General features: G+C 60.0%; 19 protein-coding genes and 1 tRNA gene. 11 read left to right on the top strand and 9 right to left on the bottom strand.

From position 1 onward, the window contains the following. Positions 1 to 18: 18 nt before the first annotated feature. Together AB4Z20_RS02295 and AB4Z20_RS02290 are read right to left on the bottom strand one after the other, a co-directional pair. Entirely contained in the window at positions 19 to 1047 is a 1029-nt protein-coding gene (locus AB4Z20_RS02295; protein ID WP_442089237.1) for an alpha/beta hydrolase, read from the bottom strand. 25 nt (positions 1048 to 1072) lie between these two features. After that, positions 1073 to 1519, bottom strand: coding sequence for a cyclophilin-like fold protein (locus AB4Z20_RS02290; protein WP_442089316.1), 447 nt, complete (start codon positions 1517 to 1519; stop codon positions 1073 to 1075). Between the two features lie 125 nt (positions 1520 to 1644). On the opposite strand from AB4Z20_RS02290, the gene AB4Z20_RS02285 reads away from it, so the two are divergent. From AB4Z20_RS02285 to AB4Z20_RS02265, 5 genes are all read left to right on the top strand, one after another. Next, positions 1645 to 2538, top strand: a complete 894-nt coding sequence (locus tag AB4Z20_RS02285) for a LysR family transcriptional regulator (protein ID WP_442089236.1) — start codon at positions 1645 to 1647, stop codon at positions 2536 to 2538. A gap of 230 nt (positions 2539 to 2768) precedes the next feature. Beyond that, on the top strand, positions 2769 to 3251 hold the full coding sequence (locus tag AB4Z20_RS02280; RefSeq protein ID WP_003201284.1) for a formate dehydrogenase subunit gamma: 483 nt from the start codon (positions 2769 to 2771) through the stop codon (positions 3249 to 3251). Then, entirely contained in the window at positions 3245 to 4804 is a 1560-nt protein-coding gene (locus tag AB4Z20_RS02275) for a formate dehydrogenase beta subunit (RefSeq protein ID WP_442089235.1), read from the top strand. The genes AB4Z20_RS02280 and AB4Z20_RS02275 overlap by 7 nt, the downstream gene beginning before the upstream one ends. Then, positions 4801 to 7677, top strand: a complete 2877-nt coding sequence (gene fdhF, locus AB4Z20_RS02270; RefSeq protein ID WP_442089234.1) for a formate dehydrogenase subunit alpha — start codon at positions 4801 to 4803, stop codon at positions 7675 to 7677. Before AB4Z20_RS02275 ends, fdhF begins: the two co-directional genes overlap by 4 nt. Continuing rightward, positions 7674 to 7895 carry a formate dehydrogenase subunit delta gene (locus AB4Z20_RS02265; RefSeq protein ID WP_018602246.1) on the top strand — a complete coding sequence of 74 codons (222 nt, stop codon included), beginning with the start codon at positions 7674 to 7676 and terminating at the stop codon, positions 7893 to 7895. The genes fdhF and AB4Z20_RS02265 overlap by 4 nt, the downstream gene beginning before the upstream one ends. An 88-nt stretch (positions 7896 to 7983) precedes the next feature. On the opposite strand, the gene AB4Z20_RS02260 is transcribed toward AB4Z20_RS02265, so the two are convergent. From AB4Z20_RS02260 to AB4Z20_RS02245, 4 genes are all read right to left on the bottom strand, one after another. Continuing rightward, positions 7984 to 8514: an inclusion body family protein gene (locus AB4Z20_RS02260; protein WP_258691069.1), complete on the bottom strand. Its 531-nt coding sequence runs from the start codon at positions 8512 to 8514 to the stop codon at positions 7984 to 7986. 308 nt (positions 8515 to 8822) lie between these two features. Beyond that, positions 8823 to 9134, bottom strand: a complete 312-nt coding sequence (locus AB4Z20_RS02255) for an isochorismate lyase (RefSeq protein WP_214511707.1) — start codon at positions 9132 to 9134, stop codon at positions 8823 to 8825. Positions 9135 to 9194: 60 nt separating this feature from the next. Beyond that, positions 9195 to 9713 (bottom strand): isochorismatase family protein, encoded by a 519-nt coding sequence (locus AB4Z20_RS02250; RefSeq protein ID WP_320390411.1) that lies wholly within the window; start codon positions 9711 to 9713, stop codon positions 9195 to 9197. Positions 9714 to 10144: 431 nt separating this feature from the next. After that, positions 10145 to 10423, bottom strand: coding sequence for a fructose-bisphosphate aldolase (locus AB4Z20_RS02245; protein WP_212800953.1), 279 nt, complete (start codon positions 10421 to 10423; stop codon positions 10145 to 10147). 755 nt (positions 10424 to 11178) lie between these two features. Between AB4Z20_RS02245 and AB4Z20_RS02240 the strand changes: the two genes are divergently transcribed. Both AB4Z20_RS02240 and AB4Z20_RS02235 read left to right on the top strand, forming a co-directional pair. After that, a tRNA-Arg gene (locus AB4Z20_RS02240) sits at positions 11179 to 11253 on the top strand. Positions 11254 to 11317: 64 nt separating this feature from the next. Beyond that, entirely contained in the window at positions 11318 to 13585 is a 2268-nt protein-coding gene (locus tag AB4Z20_RS02235) for a hypothetical protein (protein ID WP_442089233.1), read from the top strand. Between the two features lie 51 nt (positions 13586 to 13636). Here the strand turns inward: AB4Z20_RS02235 and AB4Z20_RS02230 are convergent, their stop codons facing one another. After that, on the bottom strand, positions 13637 to 14776 hold the full coding sequence (locus AB4Z20_RS02230) for an epoxide hydrolase family protein (protein WP_442089232.1): 1140 nt from the start codon (positions 14774 to 14776) through the stop codon (positions 13637 to 13639). 17 nt (positions 14777 to 14793) lie between these two features. Continuing rightward, positions 14794 to 15255 (bottom strand): GNAT family N-acetyltransferase, encoded by a 462-nt coding sequence (locus tag AB4Z20_RS02225; RefSeq protein ID WP_442089231.1) that lies wholly within the window; start codon positions 15253 to 15255, stop codon positions 14794 to 14796. A gap of 129 nt (positions 15256 to 15384) precedes the next feature. Here AB4Z20_RS02225 and AB4Z20_RS02220 point away from each other — a divergent pair, with 129 nt between their 5' ends. The 3 genes from AB4Z20_RS02220 to AB4Z20_RS02210 are packed head-to-tail and all read left to right on the top strand — an operon-like array spanning position 15385 to position 16613. Further along, positions 15385 to 15684 carry a hypothetical protein gene (locus tag AB4Z20_RS02220; protein ID WP_442089230.1) on the top strand — a complete coding sequence of 100 codons (300 nt, stop codon included), beginning with the start codon at positions 15385 to 15387 and terminating at the stop codon, positions 15682 to 15684. 58 nt (positions 15685 to 15742) lie between these two features. Then, positions 15743 to 16195: a GFA family protein gene (locus AB4Z20_RS02215; protein WP_442089229.1), complete on the top strand. Its 453-nt coding sequence runs from the start codon at positions 15743 to 15745 to the stop codon at positions 16193 to 16195. Beyond that, positions 16182 to 16613 (top strand): NUDIX hydrolase, encoded by a 432-nt coding sequence (locus AB4Z20_RS02210; protein WP_442089228.1) that lies wholly within the window; start codon positions 16182 to 16184, stop codon positions 16611 to 16613. Before AB4Z20_RS02215 ends, AB4Z20_RS02210 begins: the two co-directional genes overlap by 14 nt. Here the strand turns inward: AB4Z20_RS02210 and AB4Z20_RS02205 are convergent. Beyond that, entirely contained in the window at positions 16576 to 17529 is a 954-nt protein-coding gene (locus AB4Z20_RS02205) for a LysR substrate-binding domain-containing protein (protein ID WP_442089227.1), read from the bottom strand. The genes AB4Z20_RS02210 and AB4Z20_RS02205 overlap by 38 nt on opposite strands. Before the next feature lie 106 nt (positions 17530 to 17635). On the opposite strand from AB4Z20_RS02205, the gene AB4Z20_RS02200 reads away from it, so the two are divergent. After that, positions 17636 to 18244, top strand: coding sequence for a LysE family translocator (locus AB4Z20_RS02200; RefSeq protein WP_253474266.1), 609 nt, complete (start codon positions 17636 to 17638; stop codon positions 18242 to 18244). Positions 18245 to 18250: the final 6 nt, after the last annotated feature.

Here is an 18250-nt window from a genome sequence, read left to right as displayed (position 1 = left end):
ACTCGACTGGGCCTGATATTACTTCAGATTGCTCTGGAAGAAGCTCGTCAGCTTATCGAACGGAATGAGGTCGACCCGATCATAAAGGTCGACATGGCCTGCCCCAGGAATGATGACCAGTTCCTTGGGTTGACCGGCGAGCTTGTAAGCCTCCTCGCTGAACTCCCTGGAGTGCGCATCGGCGCCAGCAATGAATAACATCGGATGAGGCGAAATGGTCTCGATGTCATTGAGCGGGTAGAAATTCATGAACTTGACGTTGCTTGTCAGCGTCGGGTGCGTGGTCAGGTCTTTGGACGAGCTCGATGGCGTGAACTCACCGCGTGGGGTGCGGTAGAAGTCATAGAACTCACGTTGGATAGGATGGGTGTTTTCATCCAACTGATGCACCGTACCGCTGGTGTAAAGCGTTTCACCGCCGGCGAACTCCACATTACGCTGCTGTGTGGCCTGCGCGATGATAGCCCGGCGCTGTTCAAGCGTTTGGGAGTGCTTCAATCCGTTGCGATTGACGCCACCCATGTCATACATGCTTACCGTTGCGATGGCTTTCATGCGCGGGTCGATCTTGGCTGCGCTGATCACGAAGCTGCCACTGCCACAGATGCCGATGGCGCCAATCCGCTCTTTATCGACGAAAGGCTGGGCGCTGAGAAAGTCCACTGCGGCGCTGAAGTCCTCGGCATAGATATCCGGCGAGACGGCATTGCGTGGCCGCCCCTCGCTTTCGCCCCAGAATGACAAGTCCAGGGAGAGGGTGACGAAGCCTCTTTCCGCCATTTTCGTGGCATAGAGGTTGGCGCTCTGCTCCTTGACCGCGCCCATCGGGTGGCCTACGACAATCGCCGGATTTCTGGCCTTGCCATTGAGTTTCTTCGGAATGAACAGGTTGCCGGCTACGTTCATTTGATACTGGTTCTTGAAGTTGACCTTTTGTACGGTCACGTCGTCGCTGGTATAGAAGTTATCTGCGCCGTTGGACATATCGGCTCCTATTGCTGAGAGCGAACTGATAAGAAGGGTTAATAAAACGATGATCTTTTTCATTGGGAATCCTGTCGATGCGGAGTAATCAGTTTTTGGAAAACGTCACTTGCACACCCCGCCGACCCAGCGCTTGAGCCAGTTTCGCGGTGTCATCCACTTGCCCCAGACGGGTGTAGGCATAGGTAGAGTTGAAGTTCGTGTAAAAGACGACCAGGGTGTCCGGGCCATACAGCATCAGATCGCCGTTGTGGATCGTTCCCGGCTTGCTCGCCTGGGTAGGTAGTGCTCGGGGGAGGGTGGCGTACTTTTCATTGCGGTTGAGATCATTCATGTCCAACGTCAGTGGCAATAACGCGACAAGCGCGCGGGCAGCTGAGTTGTCGGACAGGGTGATGGCGAAGCGTTGTTCCCCGACGGTCATCCACATGCCCGTGTGCTCCGTTAGCGAAGATGCCGACGCGGCATCATTCATTGTCGAGTAGCTGCCCAGCACGAGTATCGAAGCCAGCAAGCCAAGCCAGGTCGCCCTCATCGCAGTTCTGCTTTCGTTCCTGTTCATGGGGAACATGGTGACCGACGTGCAGTTATGCGACTAGCTAATGAATGCTTAACAAGGCTATAAGCAAGGCTAATCAATTGGCTTAGATGTGTTTCACCATGATCAAAAGAAATCTCAATGACCTGCTGTCTTTCGTCACGGTCGCGCGCGAAGGTAGCTTCACGCGCGCTGCCGGGGCATTGGGTGTCACACAATCTGCACTGAGCCAGGCCATCAATGGCCTGGAAGCACGCTTGCAGATCCGGTTATTGACGCGGACCACTCGCAGCGTTTCGCCGACTATCGCTGGCGAGCGGCTGCTGCAAGCGATAGGCAATCGCTTCGATGAAATAGAAGCGGAGCTGGATATGCTGACGGAGATGCGCGACAAGCCCGCGGGCACCGTGCGCATCACCTGCGGTGATCATGTCCTGCGCACGACCTTGCTCCCCAAACTTACCGGGTTGCTGCACGACTACCCGGACATAAACGTTGAATTTGACGTGTGTTACGGCTTTCGAGACATCGTGGCGGATCGGTTTGATGCCGGCGTGCGCCTGGGCGATACCATCGACAAAGATATGGTTGCCGTTCCGATAGGCCCTCCATTGCGGATGGCTGCCGTCGCTTCGCAAGCGTATTTCGCTACCCACGCCATTCCCAGGAGTCCGCGCGACCTGATGACCCATCGCTGTATCAACCAGCGCATGCAGACATCGGGCGGGCTCTATGTCTGGGATTTCGAGCGGCGAGGCAAACAGGTGAACGTGCGAGTTGACGGCCAGCTGATTTTCAACACGTCGACGCATATCGTGCAGGCGGCAGTGGCCGGGCTGGGCGTTGCGTACCTGCCAGAAGAAGAGTTTGAACCGTACCTGCAAGAAGGCCGACTGGCGCGCGTGCTGGAAGATTGGTGTCCGCCGTTTTCAGGCTACTATCTGTACTACCCCAGCCGACGACAGCCTTCGCCTGCATTTACACTGGTTGCCAATGCATTGCGCAAAACCATCTAGGAAAGTAGTCGCTTTCAGAACACGTTTCGTCGTCCATGTGCAATCGCCAACCCCCGGTAGTGGCAAGCTGTGAGGATGCCCCGGACCAGGTGCGCCAAAGACACCTGGCCGGAGAGCGAGAATGGCGATCGGATGTGCCACGCGACCGTGACGTGGGCCGCACGCCCTAGCCAAGACTCCGGACGGCTGCCGCTATGCGGCGGTGTCGTTCGAGATGCCGAGGTACGTTTATGCCCGATGAGACGCTTCACCTGCCTTTGATCCACAGCGTGCTTGCGCGCGAAAAGGACACCCCTGGTGCCCTGCTGCCTATTCTCCATGCCATCCAGGCAGGCTGCGGGTATGTCCCCGACAGCGCCGTCCCGGAGATCGCCCACGCCCTCAACCTCAGCCAGGCTGAAGTGCGCGGGGTCATCAGCTTCTACCACGATTTCCGCACCACGCCGCCGGCGCGCCATACCCTGCGCCTGTGCCGGGCCGAGTCCTGCAAGAGCATGGGCGCCGAGACCCTGGCTGCGCAGTTGCGCGAGCAATTGGCGCTGGACGATCACGGTACCAGCGCCGATGGCAGCATCAGCCTGCGGCCGGTCTATTGCCTGGGTGCCTGCGTCTGCTCGCCGGCCCTGGAGCTGGATGGGGAGTTGCATGCGCGGATCACGCCTGAGCGTCTACGTCAGTTGGTCAATGATTGCATGGAGGAGGGCGCATGCTGACGCTCTGTATCCCCCGCGATTCGGTAGCCCGTGCCGTGGGCGCGGACAAGGTGGCCGATGCGTTGGCCCGTGAGGCTGAGCGCCGACAGCTGCCGTTGACGGTGTTGCGCACCAGTTCCCGTGGCCTCTATTGGCTGGAACCGCTGGTGGAGCTTGAAAGCGCCGGCGTCCGGTTGGGCTTTGGCCCTGTCACACCGGCCGATGTGCCGGGCCTGCTGGATGCGCTGGCAGGCGATCCCGGCAGCCATCCGCTGGCCCTGGGCCCGGTGGAGGAGATTCCCTATCTCAAGAGCCAGCAGCGCCTGCTGTTCGCGCGCGCCGGCATCACGCAACCGCTGTCCCTGGACGACTACCGTGCGCAGGGCGGCTTCCAGGGCCTGGCCCGGTCCATCCAGATGGATGGCGCAGACGTGGTCGCCAGCGTGCTGGATTCCGGCCTGCGCGGTCGGGGCGGTGCGGCGTTCCCGGCGGGCATCAAGTGGCGCACGGTGCGCGATGCCGTGGGTGCGCAGAAGTATGTGGTGTGTAACGCCGATGAAGGCGACTCCGGCACCTTCGCCGACCGCATGTTGATGGAGGGCGACCCCTTCCTGCTGATCGAAGGCATGATCATCGCTGGCATCGCCGTAGGCGCGACGATGGGCTACATCTACGTGCGTTCGGAATACCCGGCCGCCATCAGTACGCTGAACGAAGCGCTGCGCATCGCTCGCGACGCCGGCTATCTGGGGGCGAACGTGAGCGGTAGCGGCTGCGCCTTCGACATTGAGGTTCGTGTCGGGGCCGGCGCCTATATCTGTGGCGAAGAAACCGCACTGCTGGAATCCCTCGAGGGCAAGCGCGGCACGGTTCGCGCCAAACCGCCACTGCCGGCGATTCAAGGCCTGTTCGGGCTGCCGACGCTGGTGCACAACGTGGTGACCCTGGCCTCGGTGCCGGTGATCATGGAGAAGGGCGCGCAGTTCTATCGCGACTTCGGCATGGGCCGTTCCCTGGGCACGATGCCGTTCCAACTGGCCGGTAACGTCCGTCACGGCGGCCTGGTGGAGCGCGCCTTTGGCCTGAGCCTGCGTGAACTGGTGGAAAGCTATGGTGGCGGTACCGCCAGCGGTCGGCCCCTGAAGGCCGCGCAAGTGGGCGGGCCGTTGGGCGCCTGGGTGCCGCCTGCGCAATTCGATACGCCGCTGGACTACGAGGCGTTCGCCGCCATGGGCGCGATGCTCGGCCACGGTGGCGTGGTGGTCGCCGACGACAGCCTTGACATGGCCCAGATGGCCCGGTTCGCCTTGCAGTTCTGCGCCGAGGAATCCTGCGGCAAGTGCACGCCGTGCCGGATCGGCTCCACCCGTGGGGTGGAAGTGGTGGATCGCTTGATCGCCAGCACCGAAGCCGGTGCTCGCCAGGAGCAGGCCCTGCTGTTGCAGGATCTGTGCGACACCCTGCAATACGGTTCGCTCTGTGCCCTCGGTGGGATGACGTCCTACCCTGTCGCCAGTGCCCTCAAGTATTTCCCCGCCGACTTCGGTCTGGCGACCACGGAGGCCGACCAATGATCAACATCTTCGATCCCAGCAGCGATATCGACCTGGGCACCCCGGCGCGTGAAAGCGACGTGCAGGTCAGCCTGACCATCGACGGGCGTGAAATCAGCGTCGCCTCCGGCACCTCGGTCATGCGTGCCGCGGCCTTGCTCGGCACCACTATTCCCAAACTCTGCGCCACCGACAGCCTGGAAGCCTTCGGCTCCTGCCGCATGTGCCTGGTGGAGATCGATGGCATGCGCGGTTATCCCGCGTCCTGCACCACGCCGGTAACCGAAGGCATGGTGGTTCGCACGCAAACCTCCAAGCTCGCCACGCTGCGGCGCAACGTGATGGAGCTGTACATTTCCGACCACCCGCTGGACTGCCTGACATGCCCGGCCAACGGCAACTGCGAATTGCAGACCGTGGCGGGGCAGGTGGGCCTGCGCGAGGTGCGCTACGGCTACGAAGGTGCCAACCACCTGGCCGAGGCCAAGGACGTTTCCAACCCGTATTTCGACTACGACCCGAGCAAGTGCATCGTCTGCAACCGCTGCGTGCGTGCCTGCGAGGAAATCCAGGGCACCTTCGCCCTGACGATCACCGGACGTGGCTTCGATTCCCGGGTGGAAGCGGCCGGCGGTGACAACTTCCTCGATTCCGAATGCGTTTCCTGCGGCGCCTGCGTACAGGCATGCCCGACGGCGACCCTGATCGACAAGAGCGTCGTCGAGATCGGCCAGCCGGAGCGCAGCGTCATCACCACTTGCGCCTACTGCGGCGTGGGTTGCTCGTTCCGCGCCGAGATGAAAGGCGAACAACTGGTGCGCATGGTCCCGGACAAGAACGGCCAGGCCAACCACGGCCACTCCTGCGTCAAGGGGCGCTTCGCCTGGGGCTACGCCACGCACCCGGACCGCATCACCAAGCCGATGATCCGCAAGCACATCGACGACCCGTGGCAAGAAGTCAGTTGGGACGAGGCGGTTACCTACGCCGCCAGCGAATTGCGCCGGATCCAGCTCAAGTACGGGCGCGACTCCATCGGCGGCATCACCTCCAGCCGCTGCACCAACGAAGAAACCTACCTGGTGCAGAAACTGGTGCGCACCGCGTTCGGCAACAACAACGTCGACACTTGCGCGCGTGTCTGCCATTCGCCTACCGGTTACGGCCTCAAGCAGACCTTGGGCGAGTCCGCCGGCACCCAGAACTTCGACTCGGTGATGAAAGCTGACGTCATCCTGGTGATGGGCGCCAACCCGACTGACGCGCACCCGGTATTCGGCTCCCAGCTCAAGCGCCGCCTGCGCCAGGGCGCACGGCTGATCGTCATCGACCCACGGCGCATCGACCTGGTGGATTCGCCTCACGCCCGCGCCGAGCTGCACTTGCAATTGCGTCCGGGCACCAACGTGGCAATGCTCAACGCGTTGGGCCATGTGATTGCCACCGAAGGCTTGATTGACCAGCCTTTTGTCGAGGCACGCTGCGAGGCGGTGGACTTCGCTCGCTGGCGTGATTTCGTCAGCCTGCCGGAAAACTCCCCTGAGGTGCTGGGCCCGGTGTGTGGCGTGCCTGCAGAGCAGATCCGCGCCGCGGCACGGCTCTACGCCACCGGCGGCAACGCGGCCATCTACTATGGCCTCGGCGTCACCGAGCACAGCCAGGGCAGCACCTCGGTCATGGGCATCGCCAACCTGGCCATGGCCACCGGCAACATCGGTCGCGAAGGCGTCGGGGTGAACCCGCTGCGTGGCCAGAACAACGTCCAGGGCTCCTGCGACATGGGCTCGTTCCCCCACGAGCTGCCGGGCTATCGGCATATTTCCAACGAAGCGGTACGCGCCGAGTTCGAGCAGGCGTGGAACGTCACCCTGCAACCCGACCCGGGCCTGCGCATCCCCAACATGTTCGAGGCGGCCCTGGACGGCACCTTCAAGGCGCTTTACTGCCAAGGCGAGGACATCGCCCAGAGCGACCCCAACACCCAGCATGTGACGGCCGCACTGTCCGCTTTGGAATGCGTGATTGTCCAGGACATCTTCCTCAACGAGACGGCCAAGTTCGCCCACGTGTTCCTGCCGGGCAGCTCGTTCCTGGAGAAGGACGGCACCTTCACCAACGCCGAACGCCGCATCTCCCGCGTTCGCAAGGTGATGGACCCGTTGGCCGGCAAGGCCGACTGGGAGGCCACCATCGCCCTGGCCGACGCCCTGGGCTACAAGATGCACTACAACCATCCTTCGGAAATCATGGATGAAATCGCCCGCCTGACGCCGACTTTCACCCGTGTCAGCTACGCCGAACTGGATCGTCACGGCAGCCTGCAATGGCCCTGCAACGATGCCGCGCCGGACGGTACGCCAACCATGCACATCGATCAGTTCGTGCGCGGCAAGGGCCGTTTCATGCTCACCGGCTACGTGCCCACCGAGGAAAAGGTCAACGGCCGCTATCCACTGTTGCTGACCACCGGACGCATCCTCAGCCAGTACAACGTCGGCGCCCAGACCCGGCGTACCGACAACGTGGCCTGGCACGAGGAGGACCGGTTGGAGATTCACCCAACCGACGCCGAGAACCGCGGGATCGTCGACGAAGATTGGGTGGGTATCGGCAGCCGTGCCGGGCAGACGGTGCTGCGCGCGAAGGTGACCGAGCGGGTGGCACCGGGGGTGGTCTACACCACGTTCCACTTCCCGGAATCGGGCGCCAACGTGATCACCACCGACAACTCCGACTGGGCCACCAACTGCCCGGAATACAAGGTCACGGCGGTCGAGATCGTGCGGGTCAGCCAGCCTTCGGAATGGCAGAAGCGCTACCAGGCCTTCAGTGATGAACAGGGACGTTTGCTCAGGGAACGTCGCCATGCCGAGAAAGCCGAGGTGCGTCGATGAGCTCTGACAGCCTGATCAAGATGGCCAACCAGATCGCCCAGTATTTCGCCAGCGAGCCGGATCACGCGGTGGCGGTGCGGGGCGTGTACCAGCACATCAAGAGCTTCTGGACACCGACCATGTATCGCGACTTGATGGCCTGGCAAACGAAACATCCCGACGCTGTCCTGCACCCGTTGGTGCTGGCGGCATTGATGGAGTTTGAAAAAGCGGCTTAGGAAGGAAATGCAGTAGAACCTGCACACAGCCCCGGCCGGCGCCCTCGTCAACGACGAAGGGAACCGACCGGGGCTGTGTGCATTTCAGTTATTGATTATTGACGGTGATGTAGGGGTCCCATGTGTTGTTCGGGCCGATCTGGTTCAGGTTACGGTCCAGCAGAACGAAGACGATTTGGTACCAGAGCTTTCCCGGGCTCAGCGCAGTGGACTGCCAGACGGTATAGGTCACATCGGTCTTGGCAATGCCTCCGGGGGCACCATTGTCCAGATACGGCACTGGAATGCCGGGGATATTGAAAGATTGCGGGGTCGAGATGGTGCCCTTGTAGTCACCGCCCTGATGAGGGTCGCCGATCACGACGTTTTTGATCAATGCGATGCGGTCGAAGTTGCGCGACAGCGTGGTGGCGCGCCAGCGAATGATGTCGCCGGGTTTTACGTCGAACCACAACTCGTTCCCGCCTTCGCCTTCGCCACTGGAGATGTTGGCGTGGCTGTCGATGGCGCTGCGGGTCACCAGCATGGCAATCGCACCGCCTATGTCATTGGGGTGGGCGAGCAGGTAATCGGCGTCAACATTGACGAGCACATCAATGGTTTGGGTCGCTCCAGACATGTTGTTGCTCCTTGAGGGTAATGACAGTGACGACCGCCCTTCAAAGGGTGTCCGGGCCACCCGGTCCCTGGGTGCGGTCTCGGGAGGAACGATAGGTGATGGCGTTGTAGTGTCAAATTTCCAATTCTTGACGCTGGCGAAACGGAGCGAAGCGCAGCACAACCAAGGCGTTGATTTACCTTTGTCGTGGTCGATCTCTTAATGGGCTTTTGGTTATTTTCCGAGGGCATCAGTGGGCAAAGGCGCACAACCGTTGTCGGTGACTGCTTCTGATCCTGCGGAGGATGGGAGCCATTACCGACTGCGGTTCAGTTGGGGGACTGATTCGCCGTCCAGCGCTTCATTTCTTCGGCAATGAAGTGATGCACCAGGTCGCTGTACATCTTCTCGATGGCATCCGGGTTCAAGCCTTCGGCCTCTGCCCACACGCGTCGTGTCGCCAGCATGGCCTTGAAACGCTCCGGTGCCTGCACCGAAGCCGCCGAGGTCTTGAATTTAGAGGCCGCGAGCACGTATTGATAGCGCTTGCCCAGCAGCGTGATGACCGCTTGGTCGAGGGCATCGATTTCGCGTCGGATGTCCTCCATGTTTGCGCATTGCGAGGGTTGCAACGGGTCCATGCAGTGAGCTCCGCTTGTTGAACAAGACCGGCCCGACGTGAGCCGATCTTGTGATGGAGTTTAGAAGCACCAGTCCTCAGCGCGAACGACACGACAGAAGGCGCCTGCCAGGGTTGCGTTGTGATGGGCGACGATCATTTCTGCCTTCAATTCAGGCGTGTCGGAACAGGTATGGCCGTCGGCGATCAGGACCGCGTCGAACCCCAGGTCCCGCGCGGCTCGGCAGGTGCTGTCGATACAATACTGGGTTTTCATACCGGTGATGACCAGGCCTTCAGCATCGCAAGCCTTTAGCCGCTCTGCCAGGCCTGTCTGGGTGAAGGCGCTGGGGCGGGTTTTTTCGAAGATGACTTCATCACCCTCCAACTGCAGTTCCTGCACCAGTTGGGTCAGTGGGCTTGCAGGCTCGATGGGCGAGCCTGGCGGGCCTACGTGGCGAACCAGGAAAATCGGTGCCCCGGCCTTCCGGGCCTTGAGCAGCAAGCCATTCAACGTGTCCAGCAACGCTTCGCCGGCCCAGGGTTTATCCGGGCCGTGAAACAACCCAACTTGCATATCGAGAATCAACAGAGCGTGCATGGTGCTTTCCTTGCGTTTTGGCCAGCGACGCAAGGGCAAAAGAAAAGGCCCTTACCATCGCTGGCGGGCCTTTGAGATACGTGTGTTATTGACTCACGACACCTCACGACCCGCCTTGGCGGTCGTGGTTGTGGTGGTCGAGGCAATCTGTGGCAGGTTCATGGTGCTGACAGTAGCTTCCGGTCATCAGGTTTGGCAAGTGGGTATGTCAGCTTGCTTGCGAAAGCGGCGGGTCAGCTTGCGCAAATGTCGCTCCTGCCGCCGCCATCGCGAGCAAGCTCGCTCCCACATTTTGATCGGTGGAGCGTCTCGATTTTGCGGCCGGCCCAAGTCCCCTGTGGGAGCGAGCTTGCTCGCGATGGCATTCGATCAGTCAACATTGATGTCGGCTGACAGGGCGCTATCGCGAGCAGGCTCGCTCCCACAAGTTTTTAGCCTTCGAGCCCGCGCTGTTCGATCACGCCGAACACATCCGCCACATCCTGCACCAGGATCCGGGCGACGTTGGTGATGGTGTTGATGTCACTCGTTGCTGAGTCACGCAGGCTGCTGCACGCCACCAAGGTCAGGTAATCGAGCGTGGCGTGCAGGCGTTCGCTGGCGCAAGCATGGAGTTCGGGGAGTGGGGCTTGGGTGTCGATCAGCAGGACGGGGTGGGTGGTGGCGGTTTGGGTGAGAGGGGTGAAGCGGCTGGATGAGTGAGTTGTCATGAGGTTGAATTCCTTTTAAGAAAGAAGAAATGCCACCTTTTGCTGCGAATCAAATGGGTGGCAGTTGCGCGAGGGTTCGCAGACCGAGGAAAGAATCCAAAAACTCGGCAGACCCGAAGGTCTCCCGCGCACAACCGCCATAAAATGAACGCGGGCAAGTTTGCCTGAATTTCATTTGACGGTATTAGATCTTTTTCATCGAGGGCTGCGAAACCCAGCCACCGGCCAAAGCCAGCGACGACCCAACTATAGAAGTCGATCCCGGCACCCACAACCGCCCTGTAGGACGCACGCCCCCCCTGTGGCGAGGGAGCTTGCTCCCGCTCGGCTGCGCAGCAGCCGCAAAACCGACGCCTGCGCAGTACCTGACGAAAAGAGGCGCCTGGTTTGGGGCCGCTTCGCGCCCCAGCGGGAGCAAGCTCCCTCGCCACGGGAGGTAAATTCCTACGAGATTTTCGGACCACCTCTGGCCGCTACCACTGACGTGCGCGGATTTCTGTGGGAGCAAAGCTTGCTCGCGATGCAGGCACCCTCGGTTTCCCGGAAGACCGCGTCGTCTTCATCGCGGGCAAGCCTTGCTCCCACAGGAGGCCTGCGTATTCAGACCTCTTGTGGCGAGGGGATTTAGCGAAACGTCGCACCGCCCCGCCTGGCTGCGCGGCAGTCGTAAACCAGTTGGCATGAATTACCTGCCAATTCTGTCATCCAAAAGGTCTTCACATCTTAGTGATGCTGACCGACAATGCCCGCTCCGCTCCGGGGTAGTTCAGCGGTAGAACACCTGGCTCCTAACCGGGTGGGCGCTGGTTCGAATCCAGCCCCCGGACCCATTACATCGCAAGATCATGAGGACGCATGCTCAGGGACGATACTCCATCTGACGGAACGCTTGGCATGGGCTATGCGATCTTTCAATTGTCGAAGGCGCTGATCGCCCAGGACGCTGATCCCGAGTCAGAAAACCACGCCAAAGCGGTTCAGCGGATTGCACGCTGGCAGCAGGTGTTGGCGCATGCAGTGCAGGGTACTGCGCAGTACGGATCGCGTATGCCGCTGGCGGAAATTCCCGTCTGGGTGACACTAGAGGTCGCTACGGGCGGCTTTGCCACAGGCTACCTGCTGGCGGGGGGGGAGCTGAATGAGCACGAGCGAGCGCTGGCCGCGTCGATCCCGGGTATCCGTCCGGGTTTCGAGCGTCTGGATATCAATGCATGGTATCTGACGGATGAAGGTCTCGAAGTATTGCGGGGATATCTGGCGAAGGGCAATTACCGAGTCGATGTTCCAGAAGAGTCCGCCCTGCTGGGTGTGACTTGGCTGTTAGGACAACAGCGAGTGGACGAGGCCTGGACGCTCATAGAAACGATCACACCTTTCTTCGACCGCCTGCGCTTCTTTCCAACACCTTGTGAAAAGCTGCAATTTTCTGCGGCGCAAATACATGTCTTTGACGTCGGTGAGATTCGGCAGCGGCTCTTGAAGTTGCGCGGTCAACCACGTGTATCGATCCAGAAACAGGTTATCGAAGTCTGCTTACCCCTGTACGACGCTGCCGTTTCCCACTTCCTTTTGACTTATCAGGAAGAGTGGCCGTGTAGGGTTTACCCAGAGGGATGGCACGAGCAAGCTGCTTCGCTTTGTACTCAGTTCAATGCCGTTCGCGAGACGGAAGGGCACACCGTAGGGGCCTCCAAGGGACGCCTCTTGGAACTGTTTGCATTGCTCGAGCAATGCTCTGGCGATTCGAGCTCGCTTACAGGCCGTCAAGTTGGTCGCATTCGTCAGATTGTTGATGATTTCGTGTGCAAGCATGGTCTGCCCGACTCCAGCGCTCATCGTGAGTACCGGTTAAAGCAGCGCGAGCATGTAGCGGTGCCAGATCATCGCGTTATCGCCAAGGCCGTTGCTATGCGAATGGAGCAGTATCCGGCCAACGACGGCGTCTCGGATTTGACTCCTTTGCTTGAGCCGATCACCACTGAAGAGGCTAACGTATTTGCCCTGACGGGCGGGGCCGATCTTCCGCAGGCGATTCGCCGGCGCGTAGAGCGCTGCCGTAGCGGTACGATTGCCGAGTTGATCGATCATGGCTTGATTACTTCGGGCGACACCGTCGCGCGAGTGTTGCCGGCGATGACCGCTGAAATACGCAGCTCCGGATTTTCCGATCCCGCATTGGGTAATCTATACGCCGCTACTTATCGTGCCTTTCGCCAGCGCCGCTCATTGTTATTGCTCAATCTGCAAAGCCAGGTCAGGCTGGGCGAGTTGCCCTGGGTCGCGGCCATTGAAGGCTATCGCCAACGTGACCCCGTCGATGCGGATATTGCCCGGCAGGCACTTATCGAGTCGTCGGCATTGACGCTATCTGCCTTTCCTCAGGCGATTATTCCCAACAAGCTGCTTAAAGAGCTGCGCGCCCTCGCCGAAACAGCCGGGTTGGATCTTCCATTCGTGGACGAAGTCGCTTCGGACATATTCATGGGCGAGTTTTCAAATAAGTTCATCGACGCTGCCAGGCGTGCGGCCAAGGCACTGACAGGTACCCTGTACGCCTGTTACTACGATATTGATACCGAAGTGCTGGCGAGGCTTCCCGATAGACCCAAATCGAGAGCGCCCCAACCCTTCTGGAGTCGCTCGTCAACAAGCAGCGACGCTTTGACAACCTTGTGCGCGCGGCGCGCAAACGCAGAACTTAATACTTGGCGTCCCGCAACCAACGGCACCATCATTGAACAGCAGCAGATATTGACTACGCAGAATCTCTCAATGCTGTTCTGCGAGCTTGATTTGAAAACACTGCTGTATCCGCGCTTGAGTTCACTCGCCCAGGTCTGTTTTGAATGGATCTGCAGGCGTCAGCAGATGCGAATAGAGCACTATCATGGGCGCTTGATTATGCTCAAGAACACGGCATACGCCTGGCGTCAGATGATTTTTTACTTGTCGATGCTCGACGATTCCGAAATGGGTTCGGCTATCGAGGGTATCGAAGCGTATTTCGCTCGGCAGCCAGGTGCTTTCCGGGAAAAATTCCTACCTGTGATGATTGGACTGCGCGTCGCGGCAGCGGGCCGTCGCCTGCCACAGCATGAACCGACCGCCGAAGGTGCGCGTGTTTTTCTGGGGTGGACAACGGAGTCGCATTGGCTGCGGTAAAGATTCCAGTCGAGGGAGTGTGATTAAGGCCCAGGAACATCTTCGACTCGATCAACGCCAATCCCGGAAAAACGCCCTGATATCTTCCGCCAACAACTCCGGCTGTTCCAACGCGGCAAAGTGACCACCGCGAGGCATGACGGTCCAGCGATCCACGTTAAAGCAGCGCTCCACCCAGCTCCTCGGCGGCATAGGCAGTTCCCTGGGAAACAGCGCGACCCCAACCGGCGGTTTCAGCCGTTCACCGTGGTTGAACAGCAACGGCCGCTTGCCACCTTCCACATACTGGCGAAACGACGAGCCGATGCAGTGGGTCAGCCAATACAGTGTCACGTTAGTCAGCAACCACTCTCGGTCGATAGCGGGGCTGTCGTCGCACCAGGACAGGATCTTTTCGCCCATCCACGCCAACAGTCCCGCCGGTGAATCATTCAGGCCCACCGCCAGGCTCTGCGGCTTGGTTCGCTGAATGTGCCCATAGGCGCCTTCGGCATCGGCAAAGGCAGCAGCGCGTTGCAGGAAGGCCGTTTCTGCCTCGGTCAGCGCGGGCTCGGTTTCGCCAAGGGGAGGGCGATAGGACCCGGGGATGTAATTGAGGTGAATACCCGTCACCCGCTCGGGAAAGCGCACGCCCAGCCACGTCGACACGCCTGCACCAATGTCCCCGCCCTGGGCGCCAAACCGGTCATAGCCTAGCCCCGTCATCAACTCACCCCATAAACCGGCGACCTCGTAAGGCCCCTTGCCGGATTGCTGGAACGGTGCGGAAAAGGTGTAGCCGGGCAGCGACGGCACCACCACATCGAAGGCGTCCGCAGGATCACCGCCATGGCGGGCCGGGTCCGTCAGCAATGGGATGATGCGCTGCATCTCGATGAACGAGCCGGGCCAGCCATGGGTGAGGATCAACGGCATCGGCTTCGGCCCGACGCCACGCTGATGAATGAAATGGACCCTTTGCCCATCGATGTGGGTGACAAACTGCGGCAGGCGATTGAGCACCGTTTCCTGGGCGCGCCAATCGAACGTGTCCGACCAATAGGCGAGCAGTTCCCGAAGCACTTCCATGTCCATGCCTTCGCTCCAGCCTTGTCCGGCCAGGGGTTCTGGCAGCCTTGCGTTCAGCAGGCGGTGCCGAAGGTCCTCAAGGGCGCTGTCGGGGATGTCGATGGCGAAAGGCTCGATGAGCATGCGTGTTTTCGTCCTGATTACCTAACATCTGAAAATGATATGACATGGGTCGCAAAATCATCTTCTACCGGCCGAAATCCGCAGCGCAGGTAAAAGGCTGCGCCCTCCGGCGTGTCTGTAGACAGGCGCACCGCTTGGAACCGTGGTGCTGCATGTTCCAAGAGCTGTTCCACCAAAAACCTGCCCACCTTCAGGCCCCTTGAGGTTCGCGTGACATATACCCTTCGTAACCTCCCGACACTCGGGCCGGCATAGGGGTCATATGAAAGCCCGCCAACGGCAATCAGTTGCCCGTGGCGGAAGACGCCTAGAAAGCATTCCCCGGGTTGATCGAATCGATTGGACCCGTTTTTCCAATCGCTGATCAGGCGCGTAAGAAACCTGAAACCTTCTTTAACGGACTCTGCTTCCAGTTGCAGGATTCCTGAGGGAAGCTCTGAAAGTTGCCGTACCGTCAGTTCGGCCGCTGATGTACTCACCGGATATCCTTATGCTGCTTTTAGTTGCCGGCATGGCTTGCGCGCAGCTAGTGTAGCCGCGATGGCCGTGCTTGACGCTGGGTGAGTACAGCAGATTTAAAACGGAAATTTTTAACGACGGAGTGGTGCATGGCACGCTATTTCAAGAGCCCGGACAGTGATCAAGTTGAAGAAGTGGACGCGTTCCAGGTGTTGGCGATCCTGTTCTTGGGCGTGATCTATCTGTTTTTCGCAGGGCTCTGGCGACACTTGTTGATCTGGCTCGGGATCCTGGCGATCGGACTTGTGGCGGGGCCGCAATGGATGGCTGGGGCAACGGCGCTGCTGCATGTCGTTTACTGTTTGATGATCCGCAAGATTGTCGCGCAGGATTATTTGCGCAAGGGTTGGATTGAGGTCGCTGATCCGAAAGCGGTTGCTGGGAATTGAAGGCAAAGTCTTCAAGACGTCGACGTCGTTTCGATCAAGTTCAAACGGGGCGCTAAGGATGCATGAAGGTCACCACGGAAGCTGCCTGTGCGGTGAGATCCGTTATGAAATTTCGGCCGAATTGAAGGCGTTGACTCACTGCCATTGCAGGCGTTGCCAGAAAACTCATGGTGCTGCGTTCGCGACCTATGCCAGCGTTTCAGCTGCATCATTGCGAGTTTTGGCAAACGGTAATGCGCTCCGGCTGTATGAGTCCGAAACTGGTGTCAAACGGCAGTTCTGCGGGGCTTGCGGTTCAAGCTTGTTCTGGTCGGACCCTCACGGCGCGTATCCAGGCTGGATATCGGTTGCCGTGGCTACTCTCGATACCGAGTTCAAACCCCACAAACAACAGCATAGCCACCGCGAAACTAGCCTTAATTGGCTCGTCTTTCCGGACTGCGTTAAGCCGACGCGCTTTGAGATGTCTTCAGCATCCAGGCCTTCTCAGGAAAATGATGATCCCCAATAAAGCTTGCCCCATCATTCTTTCCCATTCTCATCAGCCGCGCATCTTGTTGTTCCGTCATCCGTTGGCAGGTGTGCAAATTGTGAAGGGCACGATTGAGGCTGGTGAATCCGCCTGGCAGGCCGCACTGCGAGAGCTGAATGAAGAGGCTGGCATCGACTGCGCGACAATCTCGGCAGACATCGGATGCTGGGACGCTGATCATCTTGCCCAGGTATGGTCGTTCCATCTATGTGACTCGAGGATCGTGCTCCCCGAGCAATGGACATACAACACATGTGACGGCGGCGGTCTTTCTTTCGAGTTTTTCTGGGCCGCTTTCGACGATTTACCTTATGACCAATGTCATCCCGTTTTTTGCCGAGCACTACGTTTTTTGACTGTTACCCTGGATGCGTCTGGCTATCTGCGGCAGTGCTAACAGGCCCTGGGCGACTGAAATCCCGCCCATCCCAATCCTGATCAATATGCGTCAACAACCAATCAACAAAAACCTGCGTCTCAGCCACCGCATCCCTGGACACCCCGTAGTAATAGCGGGCTAACGGCAGGCGCAACGACGGCAGTGGACAGGTCAGCCGCTCGTTGGACAAATCCCTGCCCAGCAGCGAAGCCGGACACAGCGCCACGCCCAGCCCATCGACGGCGGCCTGCAGTACGAGGTGCATGTGATCGAATTGCAGGGTCGGCAGGTTGTTCAATGGCTCGATCCCTGCGTGTTCCGCCCAGTCTTTCCAATCGCTGCTGCGCGTCCTGCCCGATAACAAGGTGTGCCGGGCCAGGTCGGGCATGCTTTCCAATGGCATGCTGTGCAACAACGACGGTGCGGCGACCAGCAGCAGGTCGTCTTCCAGCAGCACCGTGGGCTGTACATGGGGCGACCAGCCGGCGTGCCCGCGGCGGATGACCACGTCGAACGTTTCCCGTGATGGATCGGGAGGCCGGGTGCTGGTGACGACGTCGGGCTTGATGTCCGGGTGGCGCGCCATGAAGTCCGGCAGTCGCGGGATCAGCCAACGCACCGCGAAGGAGGGGCGCACGTTGATGGTCACTTTGCGCTGGGCAGCACTGCGTGTCAGTGCGGTGGCGGCGGTGGCGATCTGGTTCAGTGCCTCATTGACCTGTTCGTAGAAAGCCCGGCCGGCCGGGGTGAGCAAGGACTGGCGGGTTCGACGTTCGAACAGCAGTACGCCCAAGCGCTCTTCGAGCAACTTTACGTGGCGGCTGACGGCGCTATGGCTGACGTGCAGTTCTTCGGCGGCGCGGCTGAAACTCTGGTGGCGAGCGGCAGCGGCGAAGGCGCGTACGGCGTTCAACGGGGGCAGGTTGGCGATCATGTGTCTAATTTAGTCACATATGCGCTGTAATTAAAGCGTTTGTCAGCGTCCCGGTGCCACGCCACCCTGAAGGCCACAGCAATTCGCCTTCAATGTGGAGTGATGCATGGCCAGTTACGGACTTTTTCTGATCCTGGCGACCCTGACGGTGCTCAGCCCGGGCCCCGGTGTGGTGCTGACGATTTCCAATGCCTTGCGCCATGGCTGGCGCGGTGCGCTGCCGGGCATCTTCGGGATCGCCTCGGGCGCGTTTATCGTGGCGGGTATCTGCGCCAGCAGCTTGGGGTTGATCCTGGCCGCCTCGGCGACGGCCTTCACGCTTTTGAAATACATCGGCGCGCTGTACTTGTTGTACCTGGGCATCAAGATGTGGCGTACCCAACGCTTCGTGCCCGAACTCACGGTCACGTCCACGCGCCCGTGGCGGCGCTTCGGCGAGGCGCTGTCGATCCAGTTGCTCAACCCCAAGGCCGGGTTTTTCTTCCTCGCCGTGTTCCCTCAATTCATCAAGCCGGAGGGCGATTACTACAGCCAGTTCTTCTTGCTGGTGTCGTCCTATAGCGTGCTTGTGGTACTGGTGCATTCTGGTTATGCGCTGATGGCCAATGGCGCCAGGGGCTGGCTCTCGTCGAGCCAGGGCGCCAGGATTGTCGGCAAATTGTCGGGCATCACCTTCCTGGGGTTCGGCGTGCTGATGGCGTCTGCCAGCAAGTGACGGGTA

Origin of the sequence: Pseudomonas sp. KB_12, assembly GCF_052114545.1 — a bacterium.
In the GTDB taxonomy this organism is placed as follows: domain Bacteria; phylum Pseudomonadota; class Gammaproteobacteria; order Pseudomonadales; family Pseudomonadaceae; genus Aquipseudomonas; species Aquipseudomonas brassicacearum.
Note: the sequence above shows the minus strand (reverse complement) of the source record. Positions and strands in the feature narration are given on the sequence as shown.

Excerpts from the sequence above, each read along its gene's own strand:
- AB4Z20_RS02235 (WP_442089233.1), top strand. The coding sequence starts at position 11,318 with ATGGGCTATGCGATCTTTCAATTGTCGAAGGCGCTGATCGCCCAGGAC.
- AB4Z20_RS02250 (WP_320390411.1), bottom strand. The coding sequence starts at position 9,713 with ATGCACGCTCTGTTGATTCTCGATATGCAAGTTGGGTTGTTTCACGGC.
- AB4Z20_RS02285 (WP_442089236.1), top strand. The coding sequence starts at position 1,645 with ATGATCAAAAGAAATCTCAATGACCTGCTGTCTTTCGTCACGGTCGCG.
- AB4Z20_RS02205 (WP_442089227.1), bottom strand. The coding sequence starts at position 17,529 with ATGATCGCCAACCTGCCCCCGTTGAACGCCGTACGCGCCTTCGCCGCT.
- AB4Z20_RS02200 (WP_253474266.1), top strand. The coding sequence starts at position 17,636 with ATGGCCAGTTACGGACTTTTTCTGATCCTGGCGACCCTGACGGTGCTC.
- AB4Z20_RS02255 (WP_214511707.1), bottom strand. The coding sequence starts at position 9,134 with ATGGACCCGTTGCAACCCTCGCAATGCGCAAACATGGAGGACATCCGA.
- AB4Z20_RS02275 (WP_442089235.1), top strand. The coding sequence starts at position 3,245 with ATGCTGACGCTCTGTATCCCCCGCGATTCGGTAGCCCGTGCCGTGGGC.
- AB4Z20_RS02265 (WP_018602246.1), top strand. The coding sequence starts at position 7,674 with ATGAGCTCTGACAGCCTGATCAAGATGGCCAACCAGATCGCCCAGTAT.
- AB4Z20_RS02220 (WP_442089230.1), top strand. The coding sequence starts at position 15,385 with ATGGCACGCTATTTCAAGAGCCCGGACAGTGATCAAGTTGAAGAAGTG.
- AB4Z20_RS02245 (WP_212800953.1), bottom strand. The coding sequence starts at position 10,423 with ATGACAACTCACTCATCCAGCCGCTTCACCCCTCTCACCCAAACCGCC.
- AB4Z20_RS02295 (WP_442089237.1), bottom strand. The coding sequence starts at position 1,047 with ATGAAAAAGATCATCGTTTTATTAACCCTTCTTATCAGTTCGCTCTCA.
- AB4Z20_RS02210 (WP_442089228.1), top strand. The coding sequence starts at position 16,182 with ATGATCCCCAATAAAGCTTGCCCCATCATTCTTTCCCATTCTCATCAG.
- AB4Z20_RS02230 (WP_442089232.1), bottom strand. The coding sequence starts at position 14,776 with ATGCTCATCGAGCCTTTCGCCATCGACATCCCCGACAGCGCCCTTGAG.
- AB4Z20_RS02280 (WP_003201284.1), top strand. The coding sequence starts at position 2,769 with ATGCCCGATGAGACGCTTCACCTGCCTTTGATCCACAGCGTGCTTGCG.
- AB4Z20_RS02215 (WP_442089229.1), top strand. The coding sequence starts at position 15,743 with ATGCATGAAGGTCACCACGGAAGCTGCCTGTGCGGTGAGATCCGTTAT.
- AB4Z20_RS02290 (WP_442089316.1), bottom strand. The coding sequence starts at position 1,519 with ATGAGGGCGACCTGGCTTGGCTTGCTGGCTTCGATACTCGTGCTGGGC.
- fdhF (WP_442089234.1), top strand. The coding sequence starts at position 4,801 with ATGATCAACATCTTCGATCCCAGCAGCGATATCGACCTGGGCACCCCG.
- AB4Z20_RS02260 (WP_258691069.1), bottom strand. The coding sequence starts at position 8,514 with ATGTCTGGAGCGACCCAAACCATTGATGTGCTCGTCAATGTTGACGCC.